The sequence below is a fragment of the Paraburkholderia sp. genome (assembly GCF_035501035.1).
Taxonomy (GTDB): domain Bacteria; phylum Pseudomonadota; class Gammaproteobacteria; order Burkholderiales; family Burkholderiaceae; genus Paraburkholderia.
In genome coordinates, this window is the sequence record NZ_DATJWR010000338.1 from 1 (window position 1) to 16,156 (window position 16,156).

Below are 16,156 nucleotides of genomic sequence, written 5' to 3' on the forward strand. Positions count from 1 at the left end.
CCCGGCACCGGGCGCGGCCGCCTCGCGCATCGCCGGCGTCCTCTCTTTCGCGCGTTCGCGCATCTTGTGCCATCTTTCCCCAAATCGATTTTCCATGGATATCAACAAGCAAGTCGCGGCCCTCACCGCTTCCGAGCTACAGACGGCCGGCGCCAGCCAGGCCACAGCCATCGCCGTGAGCGTGCTGCTGCGCCATCTCAATTCGCCCGAACTCGCGCGCCAGTTGAGCGCGGCGTTCGAGAATCATCAGGCCGTCATGCTGCAAACGCCCTGGCCCGAGCAGATGCTGCATTCCTTCGAAGCAACGCGGCGTTTCTTCGAGGGCGCGGCCCAGCCGCAAGGCGCAACGCCGCCGAACGCCGGGTAAGCGGCGCAAGCGGCGCGGTTGCGACAACGCGCGAGAGCCGCGCGACGTCGGCTCTCGACTGCAATCGGTTGCAGCCGGCTGCAATCAGCTGCGGCACTCACCTGGCGCGCGGATTTGGCAATCCTTAACCTTCGCTTCGCCCCGCATCGCCTACGATATGCACCATCAGTTCCGGAGGCGATCGCCATGACTTCCCCTTACGTGTTTGCCGTCATCGCGGCGCTCGCGACGATCGTCGTCTCTTCGCTCGCGATGCTCGTGTTCTACTAGCCGACGGAACCTCTCCCGCATCGGCAGAGAATTAAGGGTAAGTACTGAGCCAGATTTTGCTAAAGGCCGCAAAAAAAGTGCCGTAATGTCCTTAATGGACACCCCGCGTCCCCTCCCCGCCGGCTACATGATGTCGAATCTCATCGACCAGGATATCGCGCATATCCGGCGCGTGATGCCGCTGTCGCTCGCCGGCGACTTTGGCGGACCGATCCTCCCTTCGGGCTACTGGCGCCAGCGCCTGCACCGCCTGCTCGACACCGGCCTCGTGAACAAAGGCCAGTTGAGCGAAATCGACAGCCTCCTGCTCATCCTCGATCTGCACGACCTGAACATCGCGACGGCCAGCGCCTCGCCGCCCAAACAGGCCAACGCCGGCTCGCAGCGTTCCTGAGCGTTGCGTTTTCGCCTCCATTCGACATCACACGAGCGCTCGCCCGGTGCTTGCGTGCGCAAGCGCCTCCGGAATTCCTGGTGCCGCGGGTCGAGCATCGGTCATAATGTCCGCAAAAATACCCTAACGAGGACTCCGTGCTCACGGCCCAACCGAGAGACCTGCTCCAGCAGGCACGCAAGCGTTTCACGCAGCAGCAAATCGCCACGCACGTCGGCCGCGACGTGAAGACCGTGCGGCGCTGGGAAAAGGGCGAAACGCCCTGCCCCGCCATGCTCGAAGCCGCGCTGCGCGAACTGCTGCAAGGCAGCGCGAGCGATCGCGCCAAGCACGCGCGCTTTCGCTTCGTCGATCTGTTCGCGGGCATCGGCGGCATCCGCAAGGGGTTCGAGGCGCACGGCGGCGAGTGCGTCTTCACGAGCGAGTGGAATCCGTTCTCGCGCAAGACCTATCTGGAAAACTACGGCGAAGACCATCCATTCATCGGCGACATCACGGCCGTCGACGCCGCCGACGTGCCCGACCACGACGTGCTGCTCGCCGGCTTTCCATGCCAGCCGTTCTCGATCGCGGGCGTGAGCAAGAAGAACGCGCTCGGCCGCCCGCACGGCTTCGCGTGCACGACGCAGGGCACGCTGTTCTTCGACGTTGCGCGCATCATCGCCGAAAAGCGGCCCGCCGCCTTCCTGCTCGAAAACGTCAAGAACCTGCTCTCGCACGACCGCGGCCGCACCTTCGACGTGATCCTCCAGGTGCTGCGCGACGAGCTCGGCTACGACGTGCACTATCGCGTGGTCGACGGGCGTCATTTCACGCCGCAGCATCGCGAGCGCATCATCATCGTCGGCTTTCGCGAGCCGACCGCGTTTTCGTGGGACACGCTCGCGCTGCCCGAGGAAGGGCCGCGGCTCGCCTCGATCCTGCATCGCACCGACGGCAGCGAGCCGATCCTGCCGTGGGACGGCGAGCGCTTCTTCGATCATGGCGCACGCCGCGTGCAACCCAGGTACACGCTCACGCCGGGGCTCTGGGCCTATCTGCAGCAATACGCCGAGAAGCATCGCGCGGCCGGCAATGGCTTTGGCTACGGTCTCGCGTTTCCCGAGAGCGTCACGCGCACGCTCTCGGCGCGCTATCACAAGGACGGTTCGGAGATCCTCGTGCATCAAGGCGAAGGGCTGCGCCCGCGCCGCCTCACGCCGCGCGAGTGCGCACGGCTCATGGGGCTGCCGGACACGTTCCGCATTCCGGTGAGCGATACCCAGGCGTACCGCCAGTTCGGCAACAGCGTGGTGATGCCGGTGATGCGCGAGGTCGCGCGCACGATGATGCCGCATCTCGATGCGCTGCTGGCCGCACAGCGCGAAGCGACGCCCGTTCCCGTTGCGCGCGCAACCCGGGCCGCCGCCCCGGCGATGGCCGCGGCGGGAGGCCGCTGAACGGCGCGCGCCACCGCACAACGAAGCGAGGCGACAGACGATGGTCGATGTCGTCGATACGGCGACCCGCAGCCGGATGATGTCCGGCATCCGTGGCCGCGACACGAAGCCCGAGAAGCTGATTCGCAGCCTGCTGCACCGGCGCGGCTTTCGCTTCCGCCTCGACGTGCGCGAGTTGCCGGGCCGCCCCGACATCGTGCTGCCGCGCCGGCGCGCCGTGGTCTTCGTGCATGGCTGCTTCTGGCACGGCCACAACTGCGCGCTCTTCAAGTGGCCGCAAACGCGCCCCGAGTTCTGGCGCGAGAAGATCGCGCGCAATCGCCTGAACGACGCCAAGGCGCTCGCCGCGCTCGCGGCGCAGGGCTGGCGTGTCGCGGTGATCTGGGAATGCGCGCTGCGGGGCGCGCAGCACGATCCCGAGGCGGTCGTCGAGCGGCTCGCCGCGTGGCTCGACGACGAAACATCGGCGTGGTTCGAGGCGCGCGCTTGATGGGTTCGCGCAGGGGTTCGTGCATGGGCTCGCGCGTCACCTTGCGAAGCATCGCGACTCACCCGGCAAGCGGAGCACACGCCAGGATGTGCGATGCATGCCGCTCCCGCTATCGCGCCCCTGCCTGCGCGGCTCGCGGTGCTAAACTCGATCGACCGGCTGCGCTTGCGCCATGGCGGCCGCGCGCGCCAGCGCACCCGTCCAACGATCCCAAGCGAAGGAGACAACCGATGGCTGATTTCCGACTTTGGTCCGATGACTTTCCCAGCAACGGTTTCATGCCAAAGGCGCAGGAGTTCGACGACCGGGCCTTCGGTGTCGACGGCGACAACATTTCGCCGGCGCTGCAATGGGAAGCGCCGCCCGCCGACACGCAGAGCTTCGCGCTCACCGTCTACGACCCGGACGCCCCCACGGGCAGCGGCTTCTGGCACTGGGTCGTGGTCAACATCCCCGCCGACGTGCGCTCGCTCGCACGCAACGCCGGCAAGGCCGACGGCAGCCTGTTGCCGCAAGGCGCGGTGCAGGTGCGCAACGACTACGGCACGGTGGGCTTCGGCGGCGCGGCGCCGCCGCGCGGCGACAAGCCTCACCGCTTCATCTTTCGCGTGCACGCGCTAAAGGCCGCGCAACTGCCGGTCACGGCTGAAACAACGAACGCGGTGGCGCGCTTCATGACGCATCTTAACGAAGCGGACTCGACCACCTACGTCGGGCTGTACGAGCTGAAATAATCCGCCAGCGAACCATCGCAAACCACGCCCAGCCAGCGGCACGCGCACGTCGCGCGCCGCTCACCCCGTCGATGCCTACGCCCACGCTTTCCGAACCCACCGCCGCCGCCACCGCCGAAATCGAAACCGGCCTGCCTTTCCCACAGCGTTACTACGCGATCCTCGTGGTCGCGCTCGGCATCACGCTCGCCGTGCTCGACGGCGCGATCGCCAACGTCGCACTGCCGACCATCGCGCGCCACCTGCATGCGAGCCCAGCAAGCTCGATCTGGATCGTCAACGCGTATCAGCTTTCGGTGACCATCTCGCTGCTGCCGCTCGCTTCGCTCGGCGACCGTATCGGCTACCGGCGTGTGTACCTGGGCGGCATGGCGCTCTTCACGATCGCCTCGCTTGGCTGCGCGCTCGCCACCTCGCTGCCCGAACTCGCGTTCGCGCGCATGGTGCAGGGCCTCGGCGGTGCGGGGATCATGAGCGTGAACACCGCGCTCGTGCGCATGATCTACCCGCGCACGCAGCTTGGCCGCGGCGTCGCCATCAACGCGATGGTGGTCGCGATCGCCTCGGCGGTCGGGCCGACGCTCGCCTCGGGCGTGCTGGCCATCGCGTCGTGGCCCTGGCTCTTCGCGATCAATGTGCCGATCGGCATCGCCGCGTTCGCGCTCGGCCTGCGCGCGCTGCCCGAAAACGAGCGGCATCCGGCGCCCTATGACTACTTGAGCGCCGTGCTCAACGCCATCGTGTTCGGGCTCTTGATCTTTGCCGTCGATGGCCTCGGCCACGGTGAAAACAAACGCCTCGTCGCGCTCGAATTCGTGCTCGCGATCGGGGTCGGCTGGTTCTTCGTGCGGCGGCAGCTCACGCAGCCCGCACCGCTTCTGCCCGTCGATCTGCTCGCCAATCCCGTGTTCGCGCTGTCGATCAGCACCTCGGTCTGTTCGTTCTGCGCGCAGATGCTCGCGTTCGTCGCGCTGCCCTTCATGCTGCAGGAGACCTTCGGCTTCTCGCAGGTCGATACGGGCCTGCTCATGACGCCGTGGCCGCTCGTCATCATCGGCGCCGCGCCGCTTTCGGGCGCGCTGTCGGACCGATATCCGGCGGGCATGCTCGGCGGCATCGGGCTCGCGCTCTTCGCGCTCGGGCTCATCTCGCTCGCGACGCTCGGCGCGCACCCCGGCGTGTTCGACATCTGCTGGCGCATGGCCTTGTGCGGCGTGGGCTTCGGCATTTTCCAGTCGCCCAACAACCGGCAGATCCTCTCCTCCGCGCCGCGCGAGCGCAGCGGCGGCGCAAGCGGCATGCTCGGCACCGCCCGCCTCACCGGGCAAACGCTTGGCGCTGCACTCGTCGCGCTCATTTTCGGCGTTGCGCCGCAACATGGGCCGACCGTCGCGCTCTACGTAGCGACGGCCTTCGCCGCGATCGCGGCTGTCGTGAGCCTGCTGCGGCTGATGCCGGGCAGCACGGCGCAAGCGCAAGGCTAGCGTTTCGCGCGCAGGTCATCGCACGCGCGCCTAACCCAGCGCGCGCGCAGGCACTAACATGGGTTCAGGGCGCACCGCTTTTTGCGGCGGCGCCCGGTCTTTCCGTTCCCGGCGAGTCAACCTGCCGAATTGGCCAAAGGGGGATTCCCATGTCACTGATCGTCGCTGGTCGGTTCACGACCTTCCCCGCCGCCGAAGCCGCCGCAGAAAAGCTTTACGCGGAGGGCTTCGTCGAAGAAGACGTCAACCTGTTCTTCGTCAATCCGCGTGGCCAGCACGCGCGCCACCCGGCTCATGGAGCTGTCGCGGGCGCGCCACCCGGCCACCTCGCTTCGCAGCATCACACGCGCAACATCACCGCAGGCGCGGTGGCGGGCGCCGTGGTCGGCGTGGTGATTTTCAGCGCGTTCTCGGCGGCGCTGCCCTCGGTCGTGATCGCGGCCGGCGTGGGCGCGTGGATCGGAGCGCGCATTGGCGCGAGCGTCGGCGCCAGGGCCGCCGCGCGGCAAGCGCTGGCGCACCACGAGATCGTCCATCACGAGATGCGCAATTCCGGCGTGCTGCTCTCGGTGCACGTTTGCTACGAGAACCAGGACCACGCCGCGCAGTTGCTGCGCGAGGCCGGCGCCACCGACATCGAACGCGCCTCGGGCCAATGGCACGACGGACACTGGGCCGATTTCGATCCGACCCGCGCGCCAATGCCGTTCGGCGAGGCTGGCCGGCAGCAGGCCTGAGCAGGCGTTGCGCGCGGCATTGGGCGCGGTCGTGGCCCGGTAGTGGTGGCCCGGTAGTGGCACCGTAGTGGGCCCGTGGTAGGCGCAAAAAACGCGGCGGCCCGAAGGCCGCCGCGTGTGTGGATTCGCGTCGGGCAAGCACGGCGCGCCCGAAGGCCGCGTGCGGGCCCCCGCGTGCGTTACTGCGTGCGCGTTGCCGTCGGCTGGGCTGACGCGGGCGCTGGTGTCGGCGCAGGCGTTTTTTCCGCCGGCGCCGGCGCAGCCTTGCGCGCCTTCGCCGTGACCGAAGCCGCCGTCGCGACGCTGCGCAGGTCCGCCAGGAACGTGTCGCGCCACACCGAGAGATTGTTCTCGCGCAGCGACGCCATCATGTCCGTGTAGCGCGAAACGCGCTCGGCGTGCGTCATCGAGAGCGCGCGCTCGAGCGCCTCGGCGGTCTGGTTCAGGTCATAAGGATTCACGACCAGCGCACCGGGCATCTGCTCCGCCGCGCCCGCGAACTGCGAGAGCACGAGCACACCCGGATCCTCGGGATTCTGCGAAGCCACGTATTCCTTCGCCACGAGGTTCATGCCGTCGCGCAGCGGCGCCACATAGCCCACCTGCGCCTCGCGAAACAGCGCCATCAGCAGGTTGCGCTCGTACTTGCGGTTCAGGTACTGGATCGGCGTCCAGTCGAGTTGAGCAAAGCGGCCGTTGATGCGGCCCGCTTCGCCTTCGAGGTTGCGGCGGATCGTCTGGTAAGTCTGCACGTCGGAGCGCGTTGGCGGCGCGATCTGCAGCAGCGAGACGCGGCCATGCCAGCCCGGCCCGTTCAGCAAGAGGCGCTCGAACGCCTGGAAGCGCTCGGCAAGCCCCTTCGAATAGTCGAGCCGGTCGACGCTCATGATCAGCTTGCGTCCGCGCATCGCGTCGCGCAGGGCGCGCACGGGCTTGCGGTCGGCGAACTGCGTGGCGGCCTTCGCGATCGCATCGGGATAGATGCCGATGGGGTACGCACCCACCTTCAGGAAGCGATCCCACGCGTGGACCATGCCGTCCTCACTCGCCGTGCCGTGGCCGCCGCGCTCGATATAGTCGTGGAAGGCCTGGCTGTCGGCGTCGGTCTGGAAGCCCACCACGTCGTAATGGCACAGGAACTTCATCAGCTCTTCGTGCGGCGGCACCGAGCGCAAGACCTCCGGCACCGGCAGCGGAATGTGCAGGAAGAAGCCGATCGGATTCGTCACGCCGAGATCGCGCAGGCAGCGCGCGAACGGAATCAGGTGATAGTCGTGCACCCAGATGATGTCGTCGGGTTCGATGAGCGGTTGTAGCTGGCGAGCGAGAGAGACGTTCACGCGCAGGTAGCCGCCGTACTCCTGGCGCTCGTAGCGCGCGAGGTCGTTGCGATAGTGGAACGTCGGCCAGAGCGTCGTATTCGAGAAGCCCTTGTAGTACTGGTCATAGTCACGCCGGGTAAGACCCACCGTCGCGTAGGTGACGGTGCCCTGCTGCTCGATGACCGGGGCCGCCGGCTGCGCAACCGTCTCGCCGCTCCAGCCGAACCATACGCCGCCAGTTTCCTTGAGCGCGTCCAGGACGCCGACCGCCAGGCCGCCTGCTGCGGGCCGCCCCTCCTGGGTCGGCGCAACGCGATTCGATACCACGATCAATCTGCCCATTGCGGCTATCCCTCCTGTTTCGTTGGGTCCGAAGACCATGCCCGATTCAGGCACGCAAGACGCGTGCCGCCTCTGGCAGGGTCTGGAGCAAAATTAATTTCCGGCGAGCGGCAAGACGAGCGAATTCCGCGCGGCAAGCGCGCATGAGAGGCAAAGCCCAGTGTCCCGGCAGACCGGGGAAACCGCTCCGCATGGAGTACGCGGCGACGGCTGGCTCTGGGCAGGCTCAGGCGTCCTGTTCCGAGCCGAGATCGCGCTGGTAGTCGAGGCCTTCGGCCCGCGCGCCGCCCTGATTGTGCTCGCCGTCGGGCGGCACACCGGGCGCCGGGCGGTTCTGGCCCGCGGGGTCGGGCGCGAGCGACGGCGCAGGACTACTGCTCTTCTCTTGCGAATCGCGCGGGCCACGCTTGCCCGAATATCGTGCGGAACGGCGCAAGGCAGGATGTCTCATCTCGATGCCTCCAGCGGAAGGCGGCCACACGGCGGCGGCGTTTTTCATAGTCTAGGGTCCGCCGCGTGAATTTGCCGGTAAAAATGGCGAAGCGTTTGTAACTAGTACATAAAAAGCGTCAGTTTCGTGCTGCGCGGCGAAAGTCTCGCGGAAGCGGACTGCGTGGCCTGCCTGGGCGGTTCGTGCCGCGCGCAGGCAATACCCGTGCTGAACACGCTCCGGCGTGCAGCGAAAGAGCGGATCGGCGGGCACGCGATGGGTATCGCTACGCTCCCGATTGCGGCACTTCACCCGGCTGCGGCGGCGGATCGCCGATTGGCGGCACATCGGGCTCGCCGGGCTGATCCGGAGGAGGTTCATCGGGTTGCGGGGTATGCGCGAGCCAAGGCCTCACGCGGACGCTATCACTGGTTTTGCAGCTCGGCATCGTTCGCTCCTCATCGTGGACGCGAAACTCACACTGCAAGCGTCGTACCTCCCGCGCGGCACGCACGAGGGCCAGCGCACGGGCGCGCCTCTCAGACGCTGCCGGCCACGCGCGCGGGCGCGTCGCCCTTCCCGCCACCTTCGTTACCGTACTCGACGAGCCGGTTATAAAGCGTCTTCAAGCTGATGCCGAGAATTTCCGCCGCGCGCGTTTTCACGCCGCCGCACTGCTCGAGCGTCGCGAGAATGAGCTGGCGATCGGCGTCGGCAAGCGAAGTGCCGAACGGGATCGTCACCGCGGTGCCCGCTACCGGCTTCGAGAGCGAGATCTGCAGCGGCACCGTCGCCGTAAAGTCGCCGTCGTTGCCCGACATGATGTGCGCGCGCTGCACGTAGTTCTTGAGCTCGCGCACGTTGCCCGGCCACGGGTAAGTCGCCAGCATCTCGCGCACGGCCGCAGGAAACTGCTTTTTGGTGCCGTGGCGCTCGTTGAGCTCGTCGAGGAACGCCTGGGCGAGCAGCTCGACATCCTTGCCGCGTTCGCGCAGCGGCGGCAGGGTGATCGGAAACACGTTCAGGCGGTGATAGAGGTCCAGACGCAGCTTGCCCTCCTCCACGGCCTGCTCGGGGTCGCGGTTGGTCGCCGCGATCAGACGCACGTCGGTCTCGATCTCTTTGGTCGTGCCCACGCGCATGAACATGCCGGTCTCGAGCACGCGCAGCAGCTTCACCTGCAGCTCGACCGGCATCTCGGTGATCTCGTCGAGGAACAGCGTGCCGCCATTCGCACGCTCGAAGTAGCCCTTGTGCTGACGGTCGGCGCCCGTAAACGACCCCCGCTCGTGGCCGAACATTTCCGACTCGATCAGGTTGGGCGAGATCGCCCCGCAGTTCACCGCAAGAAATTCGTGCTTGCGCCGCAGGCTCAGCTGGTGGATGGTCTGCGCGGCCACTTCCTTGCCGGTGCCCGATTCGCCCACCAGCATGACCGAGGCCGGCGTGGGCGCAACGCGGCTGATCTGGTCGTAGACATCCTGGATGGCGGGCGAATTGCCGAGCATCAGGCCGAAGCGCCCCATGCGGCGCAATTCGCCGCGCAGCGTGCCGATTTCGGCCTTGAGGTCGCCCGCGCGCGGCAGGCGGTTCAGGATCGCCTTCACGCGCTGGAGGTTGATCGGCTTGACGAGGTAATCGATTGCGCCGGACTTCAGCGCATCGACAGCCGTCTCCACGCTCGCGTGGCCCGTGATGACCACGAGCTCCACGCCCGAGCGCGGATCGAGGTCCTCGAAGAGGTCAGTGCCGCTGCCGTCGGGCAGCTTCAGGTCGGTGAAGACTACGTCCGGCATCTGCCGCACGAGCTGGATGCGCGCCTCGCGCAGGTCGCCTGCCTGGGCCGTGGTGAGCCCGTCTTCGCTCACGACAGTCGCGAGCGCCTCGCGGGTCTCGGCATCGTCATCGACAATCAATACATGTGGCATCGCGTCTCGTCAGCCTGGCTAGGTGAATGGCTCCAGAGCGACAGCGTCTCGGCCCGAGCAGCCGCACCGGACGGTATTGCCCGGCGTCGCGGAAGGCGCGGCGTACGATGTTGCGCTGAAGTGGAGTACGAAACGGCCGCACGCACGCCAAAGACGGCGAACAAGCCGGTACCGGTTTACTACGCGATTTTGCTATATACGAGCAACAATGCCGCGAATTGCATGCTGCCCGAGCCTCGATTGTTCTGAATATGACTATTATAGACTTATTCGAGATAACCGGGCACGGCTCTCGCGCGGCGCGGCCGCCCTCGCCTAGCCATGCGGAAACGGCCAGGGCGAGCCGGCCGCGCCGTTCGTAGCACTGGCGCCGCTTGCGCCATTCGGCATTGCGCCCTTCACGCCCTGCCCGGACATATCGCTTCGCTCGCGCACGGCGCCGCCGCCCGCCATCGCCATTTCGGCGGCCATGCCGTTCTCGCCGCTCGTGTCGGACGTGTCGGCAAGCGAGCCGCCCTCGCCCTCCCAGCGGCTCAGATCGCGATAGAAGGATTGCCGTTGCATGCGGTGACGCTGCGAGAAACGCCAGGCCAGCATGCCCGCCATGGCGCCGAGCGCGCCGACGGTCACGAGCTTCCCTACCCAACCATTGATGTTCTTCGACATATCGCTTTCTCCCAGATACGCCTCTTGAGAAATGGAAGACGCATGGCATCGCCCGAGGCGTGACGGATGCGCCGCCCCTGAAGACGCAGACGGCGCGAACCTTGCTCAAGTTCCGCAGCACAATACGTGCCACTGGCACTCGCGCGTGCGCCCCTTCGAACGCAAAAGCGGACAAAACCGCGGAAAAGCCAGCACTGGAGCGGCAGATAGTCCGGCGCGGCATGCGCCTTCGGCCTTCTTGCCTTGGGCACTTTCATTGCCCACTCATGCGCGGCAGTGGTTAAATGTTTACGAGATGCAAACCTCGCGGCCGTCGGAGCGGCAAGTTCCGCACCTGTCCTGGACGGCCAGCCCCGGATCGCAGGGCCTGATCGCCGAAACGCGCCAACACGTGCAGAGCTGTGCCGATAGGCATGGCGACACGCAAATGCGCGCCAAAGCGAACGCCCGCACTACCTTTGCAGGACGAACATCCCTATGGCGTCAATCGAGCCGGGCTCGGCCGCCGCGAAACGAAATACCGCACAGGACGCCGACGCACGCATCGCAGGTTTGCAGTCGTACGGTCTGCTGTACGGCTCGTCGGCGGTCATGCTGGACCTTTATGCGCAGATCGAACGGGTGGCCGTGACCGACGCCACCGCGCTCATCGTCGGCGAATCGGGCACGGGCAAGGAGCTCATCGCCCGCACGATCCACGCTCAGAGCGGACGCCGCGACGGTCCGTTCGTCGCGGTGAACTGCGGCGCGATCCCCGACGAGCTGATCGAAACCGAACTCTTCGGTCACGAAAAAGGCAGCTTCACGGGCGCCATCCAGTCGCGCGACGGCCACTTCGAGCAAGCGCGCGGCGGCACGCTGTTCCTCGACGAAATCACGGAAATGGCGCTGCTGCATCAGGTGAAGCTGCTGCGCGCGCTCGAAACCGGCGAGTACTTTCCGGTGGGTGGCAACGAGGCGATTCGCGGCGACGTGCGCATCATCGCCGCAACCAACCGCGACCCCGTGACGGCCGTGAAGGAAAACTGCCTGCGCGAGGACCTGATGTACCGGCTCGCCGTGTTTCCGCTGCGCGCGCCGCCGCTGCGCGAGCGCGAGCACGACCGCGAATTGCTCGCGCAGCATTTCCTGAGCGAACTCAACGAGCAGGAAGGCACGCAGAAGGCCTTCAGCAAGCGCGCGCTCGAAACCGTGCGCAACTGGTCGTGGCCCGGCAACGTGCGCGAGCTCAGGAACGCGGTGTACCGCGCGTTCATCCTCGCGGAGAAGGTCGTGGAGATCGCGCATCCGCAGCTCGTGCCGCGCGTGAAGAAGCCCGTCACGCAGGGCGATGCGATGAGCGTCTGGATCGGCACGCCGCTCGCCGATGCGCAAAAGCAGATCATTCTCGGCACACTCAAGTATTGCGGGGGCGACAAGCGGCTCGCGGCGCGCACGCTCGGCGTGAGCCTCAAGACGCTCTACAACCGGCTTGGCAGCTACGGCGCCGACGAAGGCGACGCCGAGGCTACCGGAGATCCGGACGCGCGCGAAGCGTGAACGCGGCCGCCCGCCTCGCAAGGTGATTGTTGCTTGATCGTGCAACAATCACGCAACCGCAGCAGGCGCTGCCGATCAAAGATCGGCTCGCCGCGCACGCCCTTTTTCAATTTCTTGCACTTTCCCTATCCCCGCACGCAACCCCATGCTGCACAATCCGCAGCACGTAAAGTACGCAAACGTGCTGGATGTCCGCGCAACGCGGGCTCATCCGGCAAGTGGCAGGGAAAGAACATGCAAGAACGAAGTACTCGGGTGCGGATCGCACCGCCACCTGGCCTCACGGTCGCCGAAACGACGGTCGGCGCGCCGCCTCTCCAACTCCCCCGCACTTGGCCCCCCCGGCGACGCGCCATCTCGCTGACACTGCTGGCTGCCGCTGCAAGCCTCGCGTGCTCGGCCTGCAGCTCGCTCTACTCGGAAGGCGCGCAAACGGGCGCCGGCATTGGCGGTGCTGCGATCGCATCGAAGGTCACGAGCAACGCCGCCGTGGCGACCGGCATCGGCCTTGGCGCCGTGGCCGCCGCCAAGGCCGGCGTGCAGTATTCGGAGCGCGTCGTGCACCGCAACACCCAGGACAGCATTGCGAAGGCGGCGGGCCCGCTCGAGGTCGGCGCCGTCGCACCGTGGTCGATCACGCATTCGTTCCCGATCGAAGACGACGAGCACGGCCGCGTGACCGTGAGCCGCGCGATCAGCAGTGGCGCGCTCGATTGCAAGGAGATCGTGTTCTCCGTCGATCACGAGGCCACGAAGGACAAGGCCGCTTCGAGTGCGTTCTTCGTCGCCTCCGTCTGCCGCGACGGCGACAAGTGGAAGTGGGCCTCGGCCGAGCCCGCCACCGACCGTTGGGGCGCGCTGCAATGAGCGTCGTGAAGGTACGCGCGAGCGCGAAGCACGAGCCGCACGCCGCGAAGGATGACGCGAGCCCGGTTCGGTCGATGCCGCGCCGAGCGAAACTCGTCGCGCTGGCCTCGCTCTGCGCGGGCATGGCGCTCGTGGCGAGCGGCTGCGCATCGATCGGCGCGGCAAGCGGGGCCGCCGCCGCCGCGGCCACCGGCATCGTCACGGCCAACCCGGCAGTGGGCGTGGGCGTGGGCATCGCCGTGCAGGCCGCCACCGACGCAGCCGTCAACCGTTTCATGAAGAACATGCACGCGGACCAGCAGGATCTGATCGCCGAGACGGCCGGCCGCCTGCCCGTGGGCGGCTTCGACATCTGGCGCATCAAGCACGGGTTGCCCGTGGAAAACGGCCACGGTCAGGTGCGCGTGACGCGCGCATTCGCGACGGCGCTCACGCTGTGCAAGGATTTCGTGTTCTCGGTGCAGGACGGCGACGCGGCCAACGCGCCCGAGCAGTGGTTCACGGCGAGCGTCTGCCAGGACCCGTCGGGCTGGAAGTGGGCGACGGCCGAGCCGGCCGTGGAGCGCTGGGGCACGCTGCAGTAGCGTCTCGCAGTAGCGCCTGGCCGCGGCGCGCACGGCGGCAAACGAAAAACGGTCGCCGAGGCGACCGCTTCTTTCATGCACGCGCGGGGCGTGCATCGAGCGCACGCATCACGTCACGCGGCGCTCAGGACTCCACGTCTTCGAGACTGAAGATCTCCGACTGGTCGTTGTACGAGAAGATCTCGCCGTAACGGCCCCAGTCGATCACGGTGTCGAGCGTTTCCTCCGCAGCGCCGTCGGAGAGCGAGTCCTCCAGCTCCTGCTCGAAGCGCACGCGCGGCGCGCGATGTCCGGGACGCTCGTTGAGTACCTTCTTGATCCGCGCCGCGAGCGGCACGTGACGCAGCAGATGCTCGGCGAACATCATCTTGCGCTCCTGCGTGCCGAATTCCGCGAACACGCGCGCGGGCGGCGTGAGCAGCACGTCGCCTTCGCGCACGTCGGCAAAGCCCAGGTGCTGGAGCATTTCGGCGATCGGGAACAGGTCGTCCACTTCGAGATGCAGCGTGCGCGCGATTTCCGGCATGTCGGCGCGGCCGTGGTAGGGAGCGGCCGCCAGCGTTTCGATCAGACCGGCCATCAGGTTGGTGGACACGCGAGGCAGCCAACTGCCGAGTTCGAGCCCCTTCTTCGTCGCCTCGCCGGTCTGGCGCGCGGTCATCTTCGCGTAGATGTCGTCCACGAGCTTGCGGAACACCGGGTCCAGGCGATTGCGCGGATGGTTGAACGGCACCTTGATCTCGGCCACGACGCGGCCCGGATTCGACGACAGCACGAGAATGCGGTCGCACATGAACACCGCTTCCTCGATATTGTGCGTGACGATCAGCACCGACTTGATCGGCAGCCGCCCTTGCGTCCACAGGTCGAGCAGGTCGGTGCGCAGCGTTTCGGCGGTCAGCACGTCGAGCGCCGAGAACGGCTCGTCCATCAGCATGAGCATGGGGTCGACCACGAGCGCACGCGCGAAGCCCACGCGCTGGCGCATGCCGCCCGAGAGCTCGCGCGGGTAAGCGTTTTCAAAGCCGTCCAGACCGATCAGGTCGATCGCGGCCAGCGCGCGCTCGCGCCGCTCGCGCGCGCCCACGCCCTGCGCCTCGAGACCCGCTTCCACGTTCTGGAGCACCGTGAGCCACGGGAACAGCGCGAACGTCTGGAACACCATCGCGACACCCTCGGCCGGGCCGTCGAGCGGCCTGCCGCGCCAGGTGACTTCGCCCGAAGTCGGCGAGATCAGGCCGGCGATGATGCGCAGCAGCGTGGACTTGCCCGAGCCCGAGCGGCCCAGCAGCCCGACGATCTCGCCCTCGCGCAGCGAGAGGTTGGCGTCATCGAGCACGAGCAGTTCGCCCTGGTTCTTGTTGAAGCCCCGGCACACGTCCTTCACGTTCAGGATTTCTTCGCCGAGGCGCGGCGGGTTCGGGGCCGTCAGCACGTCGCCGTGCGCGGCGCTCAGCGTCTTGGGGTTTTGCATCGCGTTACCTTCGATCCTTCGTAGTTCGATCAGTCGAGCCGCAGACGGGACTCGGCATACGTGTATAGCGGACGCCACAGCAGGCGGTTGAACAGCGTCACGAACAGCGACATGACGGCAATGCCGAGAATGATCTTCGGATAGTCGCCCGCTGCGGTAGTTTGCGCGATATAGGCGCCGAGGCCGTGCGCGACCACCTTCGTATCGCCCCACTGCACGAACTCGGAGACGATGCTCGCATTCCACGCACCGCCCGAGGCCGTGATCGCGCCCGTGACGTAGTACGGGAAAATGCCCGGCAGCATTGCCTGGCGCCACCACTGCCAGCCGCGGATACGGAAGTTCTTTGCCGCTTCCTTGTAGTCGTTCGGATAGGCGGTCGCGCCGGCGATCACGTTGAACAGGATATACCACTGGGTGCCGAGCACGATCAGCGGTGACAGCCAGATGTCAGGGTTCAGGTGAAAGCGCACGATCACGATGACGAACACAGGGAACAGCAGGTTCGCCGGGAACGCCGCGAGGAACTGCGCGAGCGGCTGGATCTTCTCGGCGAGCGCCGGGCGCAACCCGATCAGGACGCCGAGCGGCACCCAGATCACCGAGGCGATCGCGATCAGCAACATCACGCGAAGGAGCGTGATGAAGCCGAGGCCGAGCACGTGCCAGACCTCGCCGAGCGTGACGCCCGTGCGCACGAAGGCCACGACGCGCCACACCACGAACACGGTCAGCGCGATCACGAACACGGCCCAGAGCACGTCGCCGATGCGGTTGCGCCCGCTGCTGCGGCTTCGTGCGGCCGGCGCGGCGAGCGAGATGCCCGGGAACGACGGCAGTTGCAGCGGCACGCGCGCGGCCTTGGCGAAAAGCCAGCCGAGCGGCACGAGCAGTTGATGAATGAGATGGGTGCGGCGGATCAGGTCGAGCAGCCACGATTCGGGCGCCTCGCCCGAGCTCGTGGTCTCCATGCGGAACTTGTCGGCCCATGCCACGAGCGGGCGGAACAGGAACTGGTCGTAGGCGAGGATCACGACCGTCATCGCGAGAATCACCCAGCCCACCGCGTGCAGGTTCTTTTCCGTGATC

16 protein-coding genes are annotated in these 16,156 nt (G+C 66.9%); 10 read left to right on the forward strand and 6 right to left on the reverse strand.

From position 1 onward, the window contains the following. Positions 1 to 94 precede the first annotated feature (94 nt). From VMJ11_RS25020 to VMJ11_RS25050, 7 genes are all read left to right on the forward strand, one after another. Positions 95 to 367 (forward strand): hypothetical protein, encoded by a 273-nt coding sequence (locus tag VMJ11_RS25020; protein ID WP_325622800.1) that lies wholly within the window; start codon positions 95 to 97, stop codon positions 365 to 367. A gap of 364 nt (positions 368 to 731) precedes the next feature. Then, a complete protein-coding gene (locus VMJ11_RS25025; protein WP_325622802.1) occupies positions 732 to 1,031 on the forward strand; it encodes a hypothetical protein in 300 nt (99 codons plus the stop codon). Positions 1,032 to 1,168: 137 nt separating this feature from the next. Next, positions 1,169 to 2,470, forward strand: a complete 1,302-nt coding sequence (gene dcm / locus VMJ11_RS25030) for a DNA (cytosine-5-)-methyltransferase (RefSeq protein ID WP_325622804.1) — start codon at positions 1,169 to 1,171, stop codon at positions 2,468 to 2,470. A gap of 40 nt (positions 2,471 to 2,510) precedes the next feature. After that, positions 2,511 to 2,960 (forward strand): very short patch repair endonuclease, encoded by a 450-nt coding sequence (locus VMJ11_RS25035; protein WP_325622806.1) that lies wholly within the window; start codon positions 2,511 to 2,513, stop codon positions 2,958 to 2,960. A gap of 230 nt (positions 2,961 to 3,190) precedes the next feature. Beyond that, the gene (locus tag VMJ11_RS25040; RefSeq protein WP_325622808.1) at positions 3,191 to 3,694 is read left to right on the forward strand and encodes a YbhB/YbcL family Raf kinase inhibitor-like protein; all 504 of its coding nucleotides are present in this window, start codon (positions 3,191 to 3,193) and stop codon (positions 3,692 to 3,694) included. A 71-nt stretch (positions 3,695 to 3,765) separates the two neighbouring features. Further along, positions 3,766 to 5,178: an MFS transporter gene (locus VMJ11_RS25045; protein WP_325622810.1), complete on the forward strand. Its 1,413-nt coding sequence runs from the start codon at positions 3,766 to 3,768 to the stop codon at positions 5,176 to 5,178. A 149-nt stretch (positions 5,179 to 5,327) separates the two neighbouring features. Beyond that, positions 5,328 to 5,915, forward strand: coding sequence for a hypothetical protein (locus tag VMJ11_RS25050; RefSeq protein ID WP_325622812.1), 588 nt, complete (start codon positions 5,328 to 5,330; stop codon positions 5,913 to 5,915). Positions 5,916 to 6,094: 179 nt separating this feature from the next. On the opposite strand, the gene otsA is transcribed toward VMJ11_RS25050, so the two are convergent. The 4 genes from otsA to VMJ11_RS25070 form a co-directional block, all read right to left on the reverse strand. Next, positions 6,095 to 7,579, reverse strand: a complete 1,485-nt coding sequence (gene otsA / locus VMJ11_RS25055) for an alpha,alpha-trehalose-phosphate synthase (UDP-forming) (protein WP_325622814.1) — start codon at positions 7,577 to 7,579, stop codon at positions 6,095 to 6,097. A 226-nt stretch (positions 7,580 to 7,805) separates the two neighbouring features. Continuing rightward, positions 7,806 to 8,030 (reverse strand): hypothetical protein, encoded by a 225-nt coding sequence (locus VMJ11_RS25060; protein WP_325622816.1) that lies wholly within the window; start codon positions 8,028 to 8,030, stop codon positions 7,806 to 7,808. Positions 8,031 to 8,548: 518 nt separating this feature from the next. Then, positions 8,549 to 9,937 (reverse strand): sigma-54 dependent transcriptional regulator, encoded by a 1,389-nt coding sequence (locus VMJ11_RS25065; RefSeq protein ID WP_325622818.1) that lies wholly within the window; start codon positions 9,935 to 9,937, stop codon positions 8,549 to 8,551. A 315-nt stretch (positions 9,938 to 10,252) separates the two neighbouring features. Continuing rightward, positions 10,253 to 10,603 carry a hypothetical protein gene (locus VMJ11_RS25070; protein ID WP_325622820.1) on the reverse strand — a complete coding sequence of 117 codons (351 nt, stop codon included), beginning with the start codon at positions 10,601 to 10,603 and terminating at the stop codon, positions 10,253 to 10,255. 477 nt (positions 10,604 to 11,080) lie between these two features. Between VMJ11_RS25070 and VMJ11_RS25075 the strand changes: the two genes are divergently transcribed. From VMJ11_RS25075 to VMJ11_RS25085, 3 genes are all read left to right on the forward strand, one after another. Further along, positions 11,081 to 12,142: a sigma-54 dependent transcriptional regulator gene (locus tag VMJ11_RS25075; RefSeq protein ID WP_325622821.1), complete on the forward strand. Its 1,062-nt coding sequence runs from the start codon at positions 11,081 to 11,083 to the stop codon at positions 12,140 to 12,142. 234 nt (positions 12,143 to 12,376) lie between these two features. Beyond that, positions 12,377 to 13,009, forward strand: a complete 633-nt coding sequence (locus VMJ11_RS25080) for a hypothetical protein (RefSeq protein ID WP_325622822.1) — start codon at positions 12,377 to 12,379, stop codon at positions 13,007 to 13,009. Between the two features lie 74 nt (positions 13,010 to 13,083). Continuing rightward, positions 13,084 to 13,593, forward strand: coding sequence for a hypothetical protein (locus tag VMJ11_RS25085; RefSeq protein ID WP_325622828.1), 510 nt, complete (start codon positions 13,084 to 13,086; stop codon positions 13,591 to 13,593). A 124-nt stretch (positions 13,594 to 13,717) separates the two neighbouring features. On the opposite strand, the gene VMJ11_RS25090 is transcribed toward VMJ11_RS25085, so the two are convergent. Together VMJ11_RS25090 and VMJ11_RS25095 are read right to left on the reverse strand one after the other, a co-directional pair. Next, entirely contained in the window at positions 13,718 to 15,067 is a 1,350-nt protein-coding gene (locus VMJ11_RS25090; protein WP_325622824.1) for a nitrate/sulfonate/bicarbonate ABC transporter ATP-binding protein, read from the reverse strand. A 29-nt stretch (positions 15,068 to 15,096) separates the two neighbouring features. Continuing rightward, a partial coding sequence (locus VMJ11_RS25095) for an ABC transporter permease subunit (RefSeq protein ID WP_325622826.1) occupies positions 15,097 to 16,156 on the reverse strand: 1,060 nt, incomplete at its 5' end.